Consider the following 16,265-nt stretch of genomic DNA (forward strand, 5'->3'; position numbering starts at 1 on the left):
AACCCTACCTTACTCACTCGTGACTCGCGTTAACGTAAAAAAACGGGCCTGGATTACTCAAGCTCTGCCATCAGTTTAACCAGATGTTCCACAGCTTTTTGCTCGTCTTCCCCTTCGGCGATAATGGCGACCACGGTACCCTGGGTCAGGCCCAGCGTTTGCAGTTTGAACAGGCTTTTTGCGCTGGCGCTTTTACCGTTGGAGCTTACGGTGATATCGGAAACGAAGCCTTTGGCTTCCTTGACAAACTGAGCGGCAGGGCGGGTATGCAGACCATTAGGTGCGGTAATCGTGACTTCTTGCTGGAACATTATGTTTCCCCAACTTATTAGATGATATCAGTGTTGTGGGGCTAAAGTTTAGCTTAAAACATGGACTTTAGCCTATATGGTTAGTGCCTGAGTATGTTACAAAGACAAAGATGTATGCGAGCAAAAAACGGTATAAAAGCATTTCTGGCTAACGCTTATGAAAGCTGTGATACGCCGTTGTGCCATTTACCATTATGCCGCTTTTGCGCCAAAATCCATAGGGCGTTAATCGATTCAGCTAGCAGAACAATTAATAGCCTGATTAATTTCATACATCGAAATAATTGTCTGCTTAAATACAAGACAGAGCCAACAAAATCAATTATGCAGGGGGCAAAAATTTGATCTACTCCACAAAAAAGCACCCGGCAGGGTGCTTTTTGGGGTAGAAGCGCACATAAGCGACGATGGATTTTACTGCTGCAACTCTTTTTCGGTAAACACATCGGCAAACAGCGCGGTGCTGAGATAACGCTCGCCGGAAGAGGGCAGTACCACGACAATGGTCTTGTCGGCGAAGGCCGCGTCTTCCTGTAATTTCAGCGCGGCGGCAACCGCGGCGCCGGAGGAAATGCCGGCGAGAATGCCTTCTTCTTCCATCAGGCGGCGGGCGGTGGCGATGGCCTCGTCGTTGGTGATCTTCACCACGCGGTCAATCAGGCTCAAATCCAGGTTTTCCGGGATAAAACCGGCGCCGATGCCCTGAATTTTATGTGGGCCGGGCTTGATTTCTTCACCGGCCAGCGCCTGGGTGATCACCGGCGAGTCCGTGGGTTCAACCGCCACCGAAATAACCGCTTTTCCCTTGGTCTTTTTCAGATAACGGCTCACCCCGGTCAGGGTGCCGCCGGTGCCGACGCCGGCGATGAAGACGTCGACATCGCCATCGGTATCTTCCCAGATTTCCGGGCCGGTGGTCTGTTCATGGATGGCCGGGTTGGCCGGATTGCTGAACTGTTGCAGCATCAGGTAACGCTTGGGATCGGTGGCCACGATCTCTTCCGCCTTGGCGATGGCGCCCTTCATGCCTTTCGGCCCTTCGGTGAGCACCAGGCTGGCGCCCAACGCCTTGAGCAGCTTACGGCGTTCGGTGCTCATGGTTTCCGGCATGGTCAGGGTCAGCTTATAGCCCCGCGCCGCCGCGACATAGGCCAGGGCGATGCCGGTGTTGCCGCTGGTGGGTTCCACCAGTTCAACGCCGGGTTTGAGCACGCCGCGTTTTTCCGCGTCCCAAATCATATTGGCGCCGATGCGGCATTTCACGCTGAAGCTCGGATTACGGGATTCCACTTTCGCCAGAATACGACCATTGCCGATGCGGTTTAAGCGGACAAGGGGCGTATGGCCGATGGTGTAGGAATTGTCTTCGTAAATATTGCTCATGGCCGGTCCTTTACTGTAAGTGCAAATTAGGGGAATGATAACCAAAGCATACCCTTTCGCATGGCCGACGGAAGTAAAAGAATAGTATATCGATATGTTATTAAGACATAAGTTTTAAGAACGTACCGCCGGGGGGCGGGCCATTACCTCATAGGCACCGGCGCCGCGAAATCGGTACGATACCTGTCGACCCACATCGCCGTGGCGCCGCATACCGCCACCGGCATAATCACCAGATTAAGCAAGGGGATTACGGTACAAATATAGACCAGGGCACCGAACTGCAGGTTCTGGGCTTTGTGTCGCGCCAATGCGCGGCGCATGGCGATAAAAGGCACTTTGTGATTATCGAAGGGATAATCGCTGTACTGGATGGCCATCATCCAGGCGCCGAACAAAAACCACAGCACCGGCGCCACGGTCTGGCCGAAGGCCGGTATCAGGTGCAACAGCAGCAGCGCCAGAGCCCGCGGCAAGTAGTACGCCAGTTTAAGCCATTCGCGGTGCAGGATGCGCGGCGTATCCCGGACCATGGCCATGACCCCGCTGTCGGGCAGGGTATGACCGGTGAGACGCGCTTCCAGCTGTTCGGCGAGCAAACCGCAGAACGGCGCGGCAATCCAGTTGGCGACGGTGCTGAAAAAATAGCTGAATATCAGCAGCACCGCCAGGACGCACAGCGGCCATAACAAATAGCCCAGCCATTGCATCCAGGCGGGGATATGTTCCATCAGCCTGGGGATCCAGATATTCAGACGTGTGTACAGCCACCAGAACGCGCCGCCGAGCAGCACGATATTCATGATAAGCGGCAGTACAACGTAGCGTTTGATGCCCGGCAGCATGATTAAATGCCAGCCGCGGACAAAATAATGGCAACCGCTGCGGGATTTTGTATCGTTAAACATTTTTTTCGACCATTTTTTATACGGAGAAAAAGGAAAACGGACGCATCGGCTACGTCAGTATTTTGTCGTTTTAGCACTTTTGGTTGAAAAAACAGCAAAAAACTGTGCTGATGCTATCTTTATTGTCAGAAAGTACCGCGCGGACTTGCACTTGTCTACGCAGGCAAATAGAGTTAACAGAGTAAATGTTTGCCGCCGTGGCAATGAATTAGAACAACTGAGATGGCAATGATGCAGGATTTGCGTCTGATATTAATCGTTGTTGGTGCGATCGCTATCATAGCGTTGCTCTTGCACGGCCTGTGGACCAGCCGTAAAGAACGCTCATCGGTTTTCCGCGATCGCCCGGTTAAACGACTGAAACAAGACCGACAGGATCAGGACGAGCCTCCGCTGGAAGAGCGTGATGAAGGTGTGGGCGAAGTCAGGGTAACCAAGGTCCGTGCCGACGACGAGCCCGCGTTTGGGCGCTATGACACGCAGGAACCCGAGATTCGCGTCCCGGGAGGACATGCGCGTGGACCGCGTTCGCAGCAGGAACCGGGTTTCGGCAATAAGTCCGCAACCCCGGGGCGCAATAACTTCGATCCCCTGCTCGATGATGTCGACGCCGACAGCGAGGCGGAAGAAGCGGAAGACGAGCTCGCGCCGCCCGCTCCGGCGCCGCGGATGAAGACCTCATTTTTCAAAAAACGCCAGCAGGCCGTGCTGCCGGACGAGCCGCCCGCGGCTCCCGCGCCGTCCCGCCCCCGTGAGGAAACGCGCGGCGACGCGCCAAGGGACGCCGACCCCCAGCCGGCCAAGCGCCGGGAGACTGTACTGGTCCTGCACGTCGCGGCCCACAACGGCACCGTCATCGGTGGCGAGGAACTGCTGCAAAGCGTGCTGCAGGCCGGCTTCCAGTTTGGCGAAATGAATATCTTCCATCGTCACCTGAATCCCGCGGGCAGCGGCCCGGTGCTGTTCAGCCTGGCGAACATGGTCAAACCCGGATCCTTTGATCCCGAGGAAATGGCGGCCTTCACCACCCCGGGCGTCTCCATGTTTATGATGGTACCCTCCTATGGCGACGCGCATCAGAATTTCAAACTGATGCTGCAATCGGCGCAGCGTATCGCGGACGATTGCGGCGGCGTGGTGCTGGATGATGAACGCCGGATGTTAACGCCCCAGAAGCTGGATATCTACAAGGCGCGCATTCGCGACGTGCTTGATGTTAACGCCAGCGCCTGACGCCAACGGCTGTTGCGCCTGATTTTCACGCCCCCCGCTTGCGGGGGGTTTTTCGCTGATGGTGAGCAATGGAACCAATCAATCAACAAATAGACGCCCTGCGCGCCCTGCTGCGCCGTTATGAATATTTTTATCATGTGATGGATGAGCCGCAGGTGCCGGATGCCGAATACGATCGGCTGATGGCGCAGCTGCGCGAGCTGGAAGCGCAGCATCCTGAACTGCTTACCGCGGATTCCCCCACCCAGCGCGTCGGCGGCGCGCCGCTGACCGTCTTTCACCAGATTCGCCATGAAGTGCCGATGCTGTCGCTGGATAACGTGTTTGACGAAGACGGTTTTCTGGCGTTTGACAAGCGGGTGCGCGATCGCCTGAGAAGCGACGACGACCTGGTGTTCTGCTGCGAGCTGAAGCTCGACGGCCTGGCGGTCAGCCTGCTGTATGAAGACGGCCGGCTGGCACGCGCCGCCACCCGCGGCGACGGCACCACCGGCGAAGACATCACCGCCAACGTGCGCACCATCCGCACCATCCCCCTGCGGCTACAGGACGGCGACGGACCCCATCCCCAACGGCTGGAAATCCGCGGCGAAGTGTTTATGTCCGAGGCCGGTTTCCAGCGGCTGAACGACGACGCCAAACGCGAGGGCGGCAAAGTGTTCGCCAATCCGCGCAACGCCGCCGCCGGCTCGCTGCGTCAATTGGATCCGGCCATCACCGCCAAACGGCCGCTGACCTTTTTCGCTTACGGCGTCGGCCTGCTGGAAGGCGGCGAGCTGCCCGCCAGCCATTGGCAACGCTTGCAGCTGTTTAAATCCTGGGGCGTGCCGGTCAGCAACCGTATTAGGTTGTGTACCGGCGCCGAACAGGTGCTGGAATTCTATCGCCATGTCCAGGAACAGCGCGCCAGCCTGGGCTTTGATATCGACGGCGTGGTGATCAAGGTCGATTCCCTGGCGCTGCAGCAGCGGCTGGGTTTTGTCGCCCGCGCGCCGCGCTGGGCCATCGCCTATAAATTTCCGGCGCAGGAGCAGATGACGCGGGTGCGGGACGTCGAGTTCCAGGTGGGCCGTACCGGGGCGGTAACGCCGGTGGCGCGTCTGGAGCCGGTGCTGGTGTCGGGCGCCATGGTCAGCAACGCCACCTTGCACAATGCCGATGAAATCGAGCGCCTGGGGCTGAAAATCGGCGATACGGTGATTATCCGCCGCGCCGGCGACGTTATCCCCCAGGTGGTGGGTGTGGTGCTGGAGCGACGCCCCGGCGATGCCCGGCCGATCGTCTTTCCCACCCATTGCCCGGTGTGCGGCTCCGACGTCGAGCGGGTGGAAGGCGAAGCCGTGGTACGCTGTACCGCCGGCCTGGTCTGCGGCGCCCAGCGCAAAGAGGCGCTGAAGCATTTTGTGTCGCGCCGGGCGCTGGATGTGGACGGCATGGGCGATAAAATCATCGATCAGCTGGTCGAGCGCGAGCTGGTCAAGACGCCCGCCGATCTGTTCCGCCTGAATAAGGACATCCTGGCCCGTCTTGATCGCATGGGGCCGAAGTCGGCGCAAAATCTGCTGACGGCCCTGGAGACCGCCAAACAAACCACATTCGCGCGATTTCTGTATGCCCTGGGCATTCGCGAAGTGGGGGAGGCCACCGCCGCCAACCTGGCGGCGGAATTCAAAACCCTGGATGCGCTGTACGCCGCCGATATTGACGCGCTGGTGAGCGTGCAGGATATTGGTAAAGTGGTGGCCGCCCATGTGCGCAACTTTTTTGACGAGCAGCACAACCTGGATGTTATCGCCGAGCTGGTCAGCCCCGCCATCGGCATCCACTGGCCGGAGCCGGAGGCTGCGCCCGCCGAAGACAACAACCCGTTCGCCGGCAAGACCATCGTGCTGACCGGCTCGTTAACCGGGCTTTCCCGCGACGAGGCCAAGGATCGCCTGGTGGCCCTGGGCGCCAAGGTCAGCGGCAGCGTGTCGGCCAAGACCAATCTGGTGATTGCGGGCGAGGCGGCCGGCTCCAAGCTGACTAAGGCGCAGCAGCTCAATATTCCGGTAATAGATGAGGCGGAAATGATGCGCCTGCTGGGCGAGTGACACCGATCCCGGCCCAAGAGGAGTCAATCATGGAGAAAGAAGATCTGGTGGCCATCGCCAATACCGAAATGCCGTTCGGCAAATATCAGGGGCGGGCGCTTATCGATCTGCCCGAGCCTTATCTGCTGTGGTTTGCCCGTAAAGGTGAATTCCCCCAGGGCCGGCTGGGGGAACTGATGTCGATTACGCTCGCCATTAAAATCGAGGGGCTTGAGGGGCTTATCAAGCCGCTTAAGCAAAAAAAATGAATTAATATCGTCGAGAATACAAAATATGCCTTAAGTTAGAGTAATTATTTGGGGACTATATTTATAACATTTGTGTATTGTTGACACCTGAGCTGCGCCAAGGCTATTTTTAAGGTGTATTTTCGCACTAAAGCTCAGCATAGCTGATTCTGATACATTTCAATCAAAGTATTTTTAGTGAAATTTACTGATTCCAAAGGCGATTGAGGCGCCGCGGCAATAAACGGTCTGGTTCCGGTCTTTTTATATCATCCAGCAGTTCTCATTTACGCCGACCTCGCGCCGACATACTCCACCGGTTATGAAAACGGGAAGCCCATTTTCCGAAGGGAGGCACGGTCAAGCAAAAGTGTCGTGGTATGAGGATCACCTATTTAGGTGAATGAACCAGGTAGAATACCCGGCTCATGTTGAAAACAGCGGCAGTGTCAAATTTTGGGGTTCAGTACATCTTAGGCACTTCTTACCGTCGAGCGGCTTCAAAATTCCTCATTATTGCTAAGGGATGTAGGGTTACGTAAAACTACGCATTAAGCTTTATAATCAATGCGTTGAATAATGCTTTACAATTAAGAAATTTTTAACCCGCTGCTTTTTTATCAAACCCTTTATTTTTCAATTTATCTTCTAGATAATTTATGAAGGCGGAGCCAACAACTTGACGCCCCAGGTTTAATTTCATTTTGCGTACTAACTTGAATTTAGAAATATCTTCTGGTGTTATCAATAGGTCAACAGGCGTTATACTATTTTGACTCATGTGAATAGTTCCAGCTTCCCCGTTTAAAATAAATTTACCACTTTTGTTCCATGCGGCAATTTTATTCATCAGAGCTGATATAAAATTTATTTCTTTACATATTATATTAGCCCAAGGATCGAGTATGTAATATTCATTGTTTATTTTAACACCACATGCTACGTGATTAGAATATTTATTTTTTTCAAAACTAATAAACTCTGGACATAAATGATAACTTTCACAAAAGGCATAAGTTATTCTTGCCATTTCGCCGCAATTCCCAACTTGATGGTCGACTGAAAATTTGATATATTCTTCAAGAAATCCAGTATTAGGATATTCACGGCATAATCCTAAGAGTCTTATCGTTTCGATGTGTTCATCCCAGCGAACTTTTATATCATCGTTGGTCTTTATCTTATTACTCGACTTGAAACGGCTACCCTTGAAAAAATACCGAGTTTTTTTTAATATGCCGTTAAGGAGTTTTAATTTATCATCAGACGTCACTACATTTGCTAAAGCTGCTGTCTTATCAACTTCAATTTTCTCTAAGACAACGACCAATTTCTCCGCGAATCCAGTTCTTATAATCCCAGCCGCAATAATCTTAATTAAGTCATGTGAGTAACCGTAAAACCCATAAACCTTACCTTCAGCATTAACTGAGAGATTCACAACTGCACCATTTTTGAATGCAAAACGAATCTTATCATACTTAACATCGAAAAAGGCGCGGCAGTGGTTAAATTCAACACATTCACCTTCCGTAGTTAATGTCTCAGCATAGCGAGAATTAATTACATCGATTAAAGACTCAGATAAATTGTCAAGGCTAATGAATTTCTTGTTCATTATAAATGATATGTAATCATTAGTTCTATTATTTTTAGGAGACACTACATGGTTTGATTGATTATATTTAAAGGGAGTTGTAAGAGTGTTTAATAATACTTTATTCGTAAATAATTCGCAAAATTTTAGATTTCCCACTGCTTTTTCGTCAAAAATCAGCTTTGTATTAACAGCAAAATTTCCCGCTTTTTTTAAACCTTGTAGGGGATTTGGCAAGAAGGAAGCGTCATCGTAAAACCTACGACATCCATATGAGGGCTTAGTGTTTATTGAGCTCGGTGAGTTGAATGTTAACGTAGTTTGCATGGGTTCTCCTGTGATCGTCTTAAAATTTTTTACACAACTTAATATTATTTACCTTAGGCCAGATAAATTAGAGGGTGCTCCAATTTTTCAGCACCATAAGTTAATATTAGCCAATGCAACAAGCATTAACTAGTAATAAATTATTTTCCCGCGTTGATTGAATAATAATTGCACACATCTTCTCATTATCACATCTGTTGAACATTATATGTTGGATTATGACTAAATACATTTTAATGATCCTTTAATGCCCTTCTGCCTACTACCTCACCTTTCTCTTTCACCCTATAAACAGGTTCATATTAATGATGCATGTTTCAAATTTCTTTAAGGTACGATTAGTGCAATCATTCAATTAGGCGTGTTCTCCAGAAATTAATAGCAAGCTTATGTGATATTGAGTGTTTGTCACATTAATTTTCACCAATGAACATATCCACCGATGACTTGTCCGAGAATGATGGAGGTGATATTAGAAAATATTTAATTCAAAATATACATAGCCATAATATTTATCCTGTCGTCGCTGGCGCGTTGGATTAATTAGTTCACGCTTTATGGCCCGGAAGGTCTAAAACCATAGCCCCGGGACGTGGGCGACGCTGGCCGTTTGAGTATATCTGCGCACTATTGAGTTAGCTTGTTAAACACTCGCCGGGAGATTTTGGCTATCAGCGCTCACGCTGGAGCACAAAGTTATTGGCAATCAAAATCAATGAGATAACAGGTTGTCGTTTACATGCTTCAACGGTGAGACGTTGGCTTCCCGCTGCCGGGCTGGTGAAGGGCAGCGCCAACGCTATGCATTCGTGACCCTAGCTTGATACAATAACCAGAGATCACAGCGGCAGTTCAATGTGGTAGTTGCTGAACAAAGTGCACCACGTTATGAAAATGGTAAGCCCATTTTCCGGAGGGATGCACGGTCAAGCAAAAGTGTAACGATATTATGATCACCTCCTTAGAAAGATTATCTAAAACCTCAACATCAAGAGAATGGCATCCATTTTCCCATTTTGTAATGGTTGACAGGGATCGCTCAAGCATTCTGCCAAGATTGATTTTAGAGAGTCCGCGAGCGACCCTGGAAAGTCCACTCTCCTTTTACACCTGCTTAATTTTTAACGCTTTTTAAGCGTTGGCAGCACTTGGTGAAGTACTATGATTTTTGCTCATTATTTAGTGCTCTATCAATTTATCGACAGACCCATTCAGTGGGAAGGTTTTCATATCTTTATAAGTAGATTTAACGCCCTTAGCGTTCACCCCGGATATAGGCCGTTCCCAGGGCGTAGGGCAAGCTGGCGCGCCGGCCGAATGCGACCAGCACCACCATCACCGCCATAAACGGCAGCATCTGGATCACATCGGTGGGCATATCCACCCCCAGCACTTGCAGGGCGGTGGTCAACGACAGGCAGGCGCCGAACAGCAATGCTCCCCCCAGTACCCACAGCGGCCTGCCGCGCGCCAGCATCGCCAGCACAATGCCGATAAAGCCGTTGCCCTGGGTCATGAAGGGCACAAAAATACCGGCGCCGACCTGCGACATAAAGGCGCCGCCAAGCCCCGCCAGCGCGCCCGTCACCAGTACCGCCAGCGTGCGTGTCCACAAAACGCTTACCCCGGCGGCGTCGAGGGCGGCGGGCTTGTCGCCGGCGGCCTGCAGATACAGGCCAAGGTTGGTATGGCGATAGACCGCGGCAAACAGCGCCACGCACCCCACCGCCAGATAGACAACCAGCGGCTGGTTGAACAAGATGCGCCCGATAAAGGGTATGCCGGACAGCAGCGGCAGCGCCACGCTGTCGATTCCGCCCAGGCGGGGGTAGGTGCGGCTGAATTGCAGGTAGTGCAACAGCGCGGTGGCGCCTTGGGCGCCGAGCGTCAGCGCGATACCGATGACGATCTGATTAAGGCGCAGCCACACGCACAGCACGGCCATCAGCAGGGCGATGAGTATGCCGCCGGCAGCGCCGCCCAATAGCCCCATGCCCATGGACTGGGTCTGCCAGGCGGTATAAAAACCCAGGTAGGCGCCGGTGAGCATCATGCCCTCCAGTCCGATATTCAAAACGCCGGCCTTTTCCGATAACTGTTCGCCCAGGCCGGTCAACAACAACGGTACTCCGGCGATAATCGCCCCCAGCAGCAGGGACGAGAGAAAACCTTGCGTCAGTAAATCCATATAATTTGCCTTATTGCCCGCCGGCACGGCCGCGCCGCCGCTGCGCGACCATTTCCGTCAGGCCGAGCACGATAAGCAGCACGGCTACCGTGACCAGGGTAAAATGGTTGGGAACGCCCATCCGCCGGGCCGCGCTTTCGCTGCCGATGGACAGCACCGAAAAAATAAAGACAAAGGCGATGGTGGCGAACCCGTTGAAGCGGGCCAGAAACACCAGCGGCACCACCAGCAGGCTATAGGCCGGGTTCCAGTCGGCGCGCACGTTGCCTTCGATGCCGATAACCTCCACCGCGCCGGCCAGGCCCGCCAGCGCGGCGGACAGGGCGAGTACCGCGATGGTCAGCGTCCCGACCGGCAGGCCGGCATGGAGCGCCGCGCGCGGATTGGCGCCGACGGTGCGCAACCGCAGCCCGAAGGCGGTGCGGTTCATGAGCCAATGCACCGCGATCACGGCAAACAGGCCAATCAGCAACCCGCTTGAGGTATGGGTGCCGAACAGCGGCGGCAGCCGCTGCGCATAAGGAAGGGTACGGGTTTCCGGCACGGTGGTGGCGGGATCGGCGAACACCAGCTTGACCAGCACATTGGCCAGCGAAATGCCTAAAAAGGACATCATCATCGTGGTAATGATTTCGTTAATATGCTGCCAGGCCTTTAAGATGGCCGGCAGAATCGCCCATGCGCCGCCCATCAACGTACCGGCCGCCATTGCCGCCAGTAGCGTCAGCCACGACGGCGCCCCGAGCTGATTCAGCGGGGCCGCCACCGCCGAGGCGATAACCGCGCCCAGTAAAAACTGGCCGTCGCCGCCCAGGTTCCACAGACCGGCGCGAAACGCCACCATCAAACTGGCGGCAATAAGCAACAGCGGCCCCATGCGGGTCAGCGTCGCCTGCAGGCCCGAGGGCGTCATCAGCCCCTTTTGCAGAATAAAACCGTAATAATCCAGGGGATTGACCCCCATGATCCGCAATAGGGCGCCGGTGATCACCAGGGCGATAACCACCGGCGCCACGGACAGCCCGGCGCGTGCCAGGGCGGATTTAAGCCGGGCCGGCGACAGCCGTCGCCCCCAGGCAGGACCGGAGCGACCGCTCATGTCATGGCTCCGCTCATCAGCTCGCCGATGCGGCCCCGGGCCGCCGGATTATTCTCCACCATGCCGATTATTCCGCCCTGCGCCATCACTGCGATCCGGTCCGCCAGTTCCAGCAGTTCCTCCAAATCCGTTGATATCAGCAATACCGCCATGCCCGCACCGGCCGCGCGGCGTATCCTCCCGCGGATCGATTGCGTGTTTTGCAGGTCGAGCCCATGGGTCGGCTTGGCGAAGATGACCACCCGGGCCTGGCCGCTAAGTTCGCGCGCCAGCAGCGTCTTTTGGATATTGCCGCCGGACAGCTTGCCAACCGGCGTATCGACCGCCGGGGTACGGATATCGTATTCCAGGATTTGCCTGAGCGCGTGCCGTGCAATAGCCGCCGGCTGCACGATGCCCCGCCGCCAGAAGGGCGTGTCGCCTATCTGCTTGAGCAGCAGGTTAATCGAGACCGGAAAGGTGGCGACGGTACCTTCGCCCAGCCTGTCGTCGGTGACGTAGCGCAGACCGCGCCGGCGCCGCTGGCCGATGTTTTCATGGTCTATCCGCTCGCCGTCCAGGCAGATTTGCCCGCCGGCCACCGGGCGCTGGCCGGCCAGCGCCTCGGCCAGCTGTTTTTGCCCGTTGCCGTCGATGCCGGCGATGCCGACGATTTCACCGGCGCGAACCATCAGATCGATGCCGGCGATCGGCACCAGCGGATCCTCTACCGCCAACCCCTGCGCCTCGAGCACTGGCTTACCGGCTGTTTTCGGCGCCGGCGCCGCGGCTGCCGCGGCTGCCGCGGGCGTCGCGGCGGCCTGGCCGGGAATGCCGAACATCATTTCGACCACTTCCTGGGTCGTCTGCGGGGCGGTAAGGGATTTGAGCCGTTCAGGCCCTATCTCGCCGGCTTTACGGCCGCGGCGCAGCACCGAGATGCGATCGCCCCAGGCCAGCGCCTCGTTAAGCTTATGGGTGATGAAGACCACCGCCAGGCCCTGCGCCACCAGCCGGCGCATCAACCGCCCCAGTTCGTGCGCGTTGTCGGGCGTCAGCATGGCGGTGGCTTCGTCAAGGATCAGCACACGGCTGCCGCGCAACAGGGTACGAACGATTTCCGCCTGCTGCAGCTCACCGAGTGAGAGCGATCCCGCCAGGGCGAACGGGTTGACCCTGACGCCGATATCCCGGGCGATGGCATTAACCCGATCCGCATAATGGCGGCGCGCGGGACGCCGCCACCAGGGATCGCCGAGGGCGATATTATCCACCACGCTTAATGCCGGCACCATCATGGCATGCTGGAACACGGTGCCGATGCCCAGCGCGCGGGCGCGACGGGGGGAGGACAGCGATTCGACCCGGCCCCCCACCGCGATATGCCCCTCGTCAGGTTGCTGCAGCCCGGAAAGCATGGCGACCAGGGTGGATTTCCCGGCGCCGTTTTCCCCCAGCAGCACATGAACCTCGCCGGGCCACAGCGCCAGGTCAACCTGGTCATTGGCGATAATGCCGGGATACCGCTTGGTGACCTGGCAGACGGTCACGACCGGGCAGGCCGATGAAGGCAGATTCTGGCTCATCATGATCTCGATAACGTTAAGCGGAGCGCGACGGGCGCGCCCCGGCCGGGGCGTTTGCCGCCGGACTATTTACCGCCGGCGGCCAGCAGGGCGTGCAGCGATTTAGCGTCGTAATCCGCCGGCACGGTGATTTTACCGCTGATGATGTCGTCGCGCACCGCGTTGACGCTCTGCCAGATATCGTCCGGGATATGGGCGGTTTTCAGCAGACTGATCGAGCCGTCCGCCAGCGAAGTCTTGTAGTTGTGGGAGCCGAATTTATCCTGCTTGAGATCCTCGATCATGGCGGTGTAGACCGGCGTCAGGTTCCACAGGACGGAACTGAGCAGGTTGCCTTTATCAATGGGGGATTTGTCGCCGATGACGTCGATAAAATAGACTTTGCCGCCGTCCGGCGCCGGGGTGGTTTCCACCGCCTGCAGCATGCCGAAGCTCGAGCCGTTGCCCTGGCCGAAGATAATATCCGCGCCGGCGGCGATAACGGAGGCCGCCACGCGTTTACCGCCCGCGGCATCGCTGTACGCCGCCGGGCCGATCACCGCGTAACGGATTTTAATATCGCTCCTGGCCGCCCTGGCGCCGCGGATAAAAGCCGAGGACTGCGCGTTCCAGGCCGGCGGTTCGCCGGAAACCACGATACCGATGGTGCCGCTGCGCGTCATTTTCGCCGCCAGCGCGCCGGCCAGGTAGGCCCCTTCCTGGCCGCTTACCGTATAATCGGCCACTTTGCCGGCTTTTAACGACGACGGGCTGTCGGTGATGGCCACCGGCACATTGGCCTGCGCGCCGATTTCCGGCCCTGACTGGTTATAACCGCTGGCGTGGGCGATGATAAGCTGCGCCCCATCTTCCGTCAGGTCGCGCAGCGTGGGGCGGATATCGCCGTAGCCGAGGTTCTCCGCCACCATGACCTTGACGCCCTCTTTGGCACCGGCCGCCCTGGCGGCGCTGATGCCCTGTTGGTTCCAGCCGAAATCAGTGCCGGGTTCGGGGGTGACTATGGCGATAGTTTTAATATCAGCGGCATAGGCCGCTGAACAGAGCACCGACAGCACCGACATCGCAGCCGCGTATTTTAACCAACCTTTACCCATCATCTTCTGTCCTCGATACATTTTATTGTTGACAATACGGCTAATAAAATCTTTTCTGATGCATTCCTAACGGATAGGACCTGTTTACTGGAGCACTTTATGACACTAAAGGGGCTAGTATTGCCCTGTTTGTTTTTTTTCACCACCGCAATCTACGCCGGGGAATCAACAAATTATCAACGCGGTACGCGGGGATTAACCCCTTTTCTGGTGGTGGTGAATAACACCGGCCATCGTCCCCTGGATTGCGAAGCGACCACCGCCCACTGGTATTCGGTCCCGTTGGGCGCCGTTGCCCCCGGCGCGACGCTATCCACCGGGCTGTGGAAGAATATCGCCAGCGGCGAGGTGATTATCCTCAATGACCATCAGGATCGGTTGCCCGTTCAACGCTTCTGGTGCGGCGAGCAGGGGCGATCCTGGCAAACCCGCTACGAGGTGGCCTTGTCGACGCACCGGGGCGAAAGCCCGCGCTCCCTTACGCTCGACTGCGCCGGCGGCGCGGATCCCATCCAGTGCCGCGTCGCGCCCAGCGGTTTGTAGCCCGGGCGGTTTCTTAAACCCTTCTTATCCCGGCAAGACATAACGTTTGAATATTGCTTTAGCCCGTGCTTAGCTTAACCGGCCGGGTACGGTGGATAGCGGCAGGCCATAAAGACCGGGCCGGGATAGGTAAAAATAGCGCCCGGCGCGCGTAAAGCCGGGGCGTTGCGTTTTTGACCCAAGGGAAGGGGAATCACTATGACATCCGTGTTGGCAAAGGGTAAGCCGCACCGGCTTAAGACCGGCGCCGAGTTCAAGGCATCCCTGGAGGATGGACGGCGGCTGTGGGTTAACGGCAACAGGCTTGGCAGCGTGATGGACGACCCCGCGCTGGCGGCGGGGGTCAATGTGCTGGCGTCGATGTTCGACGACCAGTTCAGCGCGGAGCATGCCGACGCCACCACCTGCGTCGATCCCGCCAGCGGGACGGTGGTCAGCCGCGCCTGGCAAATTCCCCGGACCTGCGATGATCTGCGCGAGCGGCGCAAAATGATTGAATACACCTCGCTCAAGACCGGCGGCACCTTCGGTCGCCCGCCCGATCTGGCGCCCGCCATCGTCGTGGGACTCTATGCCCTGCTGCCTGTCTTTAAAGCCAAGCGGTCCGCCCTGGACGGCTGCCGTCCTGATTTTGCCGAAAATATCGAACGCTACCTGGCCTATGGCCGCGATAATAACCTGACCGCCGCGGAAAGCCTGGCGGGTCCGCAGGCCGACCGATCGTCGCCCAAGGCGGGCTGGGAGTCGCTGCTGCGGGTAAAAAGTATCGAGCGGGGCGGGATTCGCGTCTCCGGGGCCAAAACCGTCGGCTCCGTCGCCGCCCAGGCCAACGAGATTTTTTTCACCAATCTGGGGAGTCACCAGGAAACGCCGCCGGAAGCCTGCATCTGGGGGGCGATCCCGGTTAACGCCGAGGGAATCAAATTGATTTCGCGGGAAATGGTCTCCCATCCCGGCGCCGATCCGTTTGACCACCCCATCGCCGGGCTGGGGGAAGAAGCCGACCAGTTTATTATTTTCGATAACGTTTTTGTGCCCGCCGAACGTATCTTTAATCTTGGCGATCCCGACGCGATGCGGTATTACGGCCCGGTATGCGTTTTTGCCCACTGGCATGTGCTGACACGGCTGGCGGTAAAGGCCGAGCTGTTTGTCGGCGCCGGGCAGCTGGTGCTGGATGTGCTGGGCACCGGCCGCATTCCCGCCGTGCAGGCCATGCTGGGGGAGCTGATTGAATATGCCCAAACCCTGCGCGCCTTTATCTATGCCGCCGAAGCGCAGGCGCGTCTTACCGAGGGCGGCGTAATGGCGCCCGATGCCGGCATGCTGACCGCCGGCCGCCTGTATTCCATCCGGCACTATCCGCACATTGTCCATATCCTGCAGGAGATGTGCGGGCAGGGGCTGGTGATGCGTTTTGGCAAGGCGGCCTTCGACAATCCCGATATCGGTCACGCGCTGCGGGAGTTATTGGCCGGCCACGGCGCCAGCGCCATGGAAAAAGAACGCTTGATGAATTTTATCTGGGATATGACCACCGGGGCGCTGGCCGGACGGGTGGCGCTGTTCGAGAACGTGAATGCCAGCCCTGCGCCGCGGCTGCGCGCCCGGCTATTCGAGGAAGTGAAGCGCGATGCGTTCGTCGGCCAGGTAAAAAAACTGGCCGGGCTGGCCTGATGACCGCACGGCCGCGGTTG

General features: G+C 56.4%; 13 protein-coding genes and 1 pseudogene. 6 read left to right on the forward strand and 8 right to left on the reverse strand.

Features of this window, described 5'->3' with window-relative positions; translation table 11 throughout:
• Positions 1 to 53 precede the first annotated feature (53 nt).
• From ptsH to cysZ, 3 genes are all read right to left on the reverse strand, one after another.
• Positions 54 to 311, reverse strand: a complete 258-nt coding sequence (ptsH, locus tag ACL2XF_RS02030; RefSeq protein WP_162368145.1) for a phosphocarrier protein Hpr — start codon at positions 309 to 311, stop codon at positions 54 to 56.
• Positions 312 to 725: 414 nt separating this feature from the next.
• Positions 726 to 1,694: a cysteine synthase A gene (gene cysK / locus ACL2XF_RS02035; protein WP_410014115.1), complete on the reverse strand. Its 969-nt coding sequence runs from the start codon at positions 1,692 to 1,694 to the stop codon at positions 726 to 728.
• 143 nt (positions 1,695 to 1,837) lie between these two features.
• Positions 1,838 to 2,602 (reverse strand): sulfate transporter CysZ, encoded by a 765-nt coding sequence (gene cysZ / locus ACL2XF_RS02040; protein ID WP_410014116.1) that lies wholly within the window; start codon positions 2,600 to 2,602, stop codon positions 1,838 to 1,840.
• A 228-nt stretch (positions 2,603 to 2,830) separates the two neighbouring features.
• Between cysZ and zipA the strand changes: the two genes are divergently transcribed.
• From zipA to ACL2XF_RS02055, 3 genes are all read left to right on the forward strand, one after another.
• Positions 2,831 to 3,835, forward strand: a complete 1,005-nt coding sequence (gene zipA, locus ACL2XF_RS02045; protein WP_410014117.1) for a cell division protein ZipA — start codon at positions 2,831 to 2,833, stop codon at positions 3,833 to 3,835.
• Positions 3,836 to 3,903: 68 nt separating this feature from the next.
• The gene (gene ligA / locus ACL2XF_RS02050) at positions 3,904 to 5,928 is read left to right on the forward strand and encodes an NAD-dependent DNA ligase LigA (RefSeq protein WP_413727907.1); all 2,025 of its coding nucleotides are present in this window, start codon (positions 3,904 to 3,906) and stop codon (positions 5,926 to 5,928) included.
• A 29-nt stretch (positions 5,929 to 5,957) separates the two neighbouring features.
• A complete protein-coding gene (locus ACL2XF_RS02055; protein WP_331120350.1) occupies positions 5,958 to 6,176 on the forward strand; it encodes a DUF3820 family protein in 219 nt (72 codons plus the stop codon).
• Between the two features lie 580 nt (positions 6,177 to 6,756).
• Here the strand turns inward: ACL2XF_RS02055 and ACL2XF_RS02060 are convergent.
• Positions 6,757 to 8,079: a transglutaminase-like domain-containing protein gene (locus ACL2XF_RS02060; protein WP_413727908.1), complete on the reverse strand. Its 1,323-nt coding sequence runs from the start codon at positions 8,077 to 8,079 to the stop codon at positions 6,757 to 6,759.
• 520 nt (positions 8,080 to 8,599) lie between these two features.
• Between ACL2XF_RS02060 and ACL2XF_RS02065 the strand changes: the two are divergent.
• Positions 8,600 to 8,896: pseudogene (locus ACL2XF_RS02065) on the forward strand (helix-turn-helix domain-containing protein); the annotation flags it as partial.
• A gap of 438 nt (positions 8,897 to 9,334) precedes the next feature.
• Here ACL2XF_RS02065 and ACL2XF_RS02070 read toward each other — a convergent pair.
• The 4 genes from ACL2XF_RS02070 to ACL2XF_RS02085 form a co-directional block, all read right to left on the reverse strand.
• Positions 9,335 to 10,267 (reverse strand): putative B6 ABC transporter permease subunit 1, encoded by a 933-nt coding sequence (locus ACL2XF_RS02070; protein ID WP_413727909.1) that lies wholly within the window; start codon positions 10,265 to 10,267, stop codon positions 9,335 to 9,337.
• 10 nt (positions 10,268 to 10,277) lie between these two features.
• Positions 10,278 to 11,366 carry a putative B6 ABC transporter permease subunit 2 gene (locus ACL2XF_RS02075; RefSeq protein WP_410014121.1) on the reverse strand — a complete coding sequence of 363 codons (1,089 nt, stop codon included), beginning with the start codon at positions 11,364 to 11,366 and terminating at the stop codon, positions 10,278 to 10,280.
• Complete coding sequence (locus ACL2XF_RS02080; RefSeq protein ID WP_413727910.1) at positions 11,363 to 12,934, reverse strand: putative B6 ABC transporter ATP-binding protein; 1,572 nt, start codon at positions 12,932 to 12,934, stop codon at positions 11,363 to 11,365. The genes ACL2XF_RS02075 and ACL2XF_RS02080 overlap by 4 nt, the downstream gene beginning before the upstream one ends.
• 62 nt (positions 12,935 to 12,996) lie before the next feature.
• Complete coding sequence (locus tag ACL2XF_RS02085) at positions 12,997 to 14,028, reverse strand: putative B6 ABC transporter substrate-binding protein (protein ID WP_413727911.1); 1,032 nt, start codon at positions 14,026 to 14,028, stop codon at positions 12,997 to 12,999.
• A 96-nt stretch (positions 14,029 to 14,124) separates the two neighbouring features.
• Here ACL2XF_RS02085 and ACL2XF_RS02090 point away from each other — a divergent pair, with 96 nt between their 5' ends.
• Positions 14,125 to 14,568: a hypothetical protein gene (locus ACL2XF_RS02090; RefSeq protein WP_413723374.1), complete on the forward strand. Its 444-nt coding sequence runs from the start codon at positions 14,125 to 14,127 to the stop codon at positions 14,566 to 14,568.
• Positions 14,569 to 14,766: 198 nt separating this feature from the next.
• Positions 14,767 to 16,245, forward strand: coding sequence for a 4-hydroxyphenylacetate 3-hydroxylase N-terminal domain-containing protein (locus ACL2XF_RS02095; protein WP_413727912.1), 1,479 nt, complete (start codon positions 14,767 to 14,769; stop codon positions 16,243 to 16,245).
• Positions 16,246 to 16,265 lie beyond the last annotated feature (20 nt).

This window comes from Sodalis sp. RH19 (genome assembly GCF_047324215.1).
Taxonomy (GTDB): domain Bacteria; phylum Pseudomonadota; class Gammaproteobacteria; order Enterobacterales; family Enterobacteriaceae; genus Acerihabitans.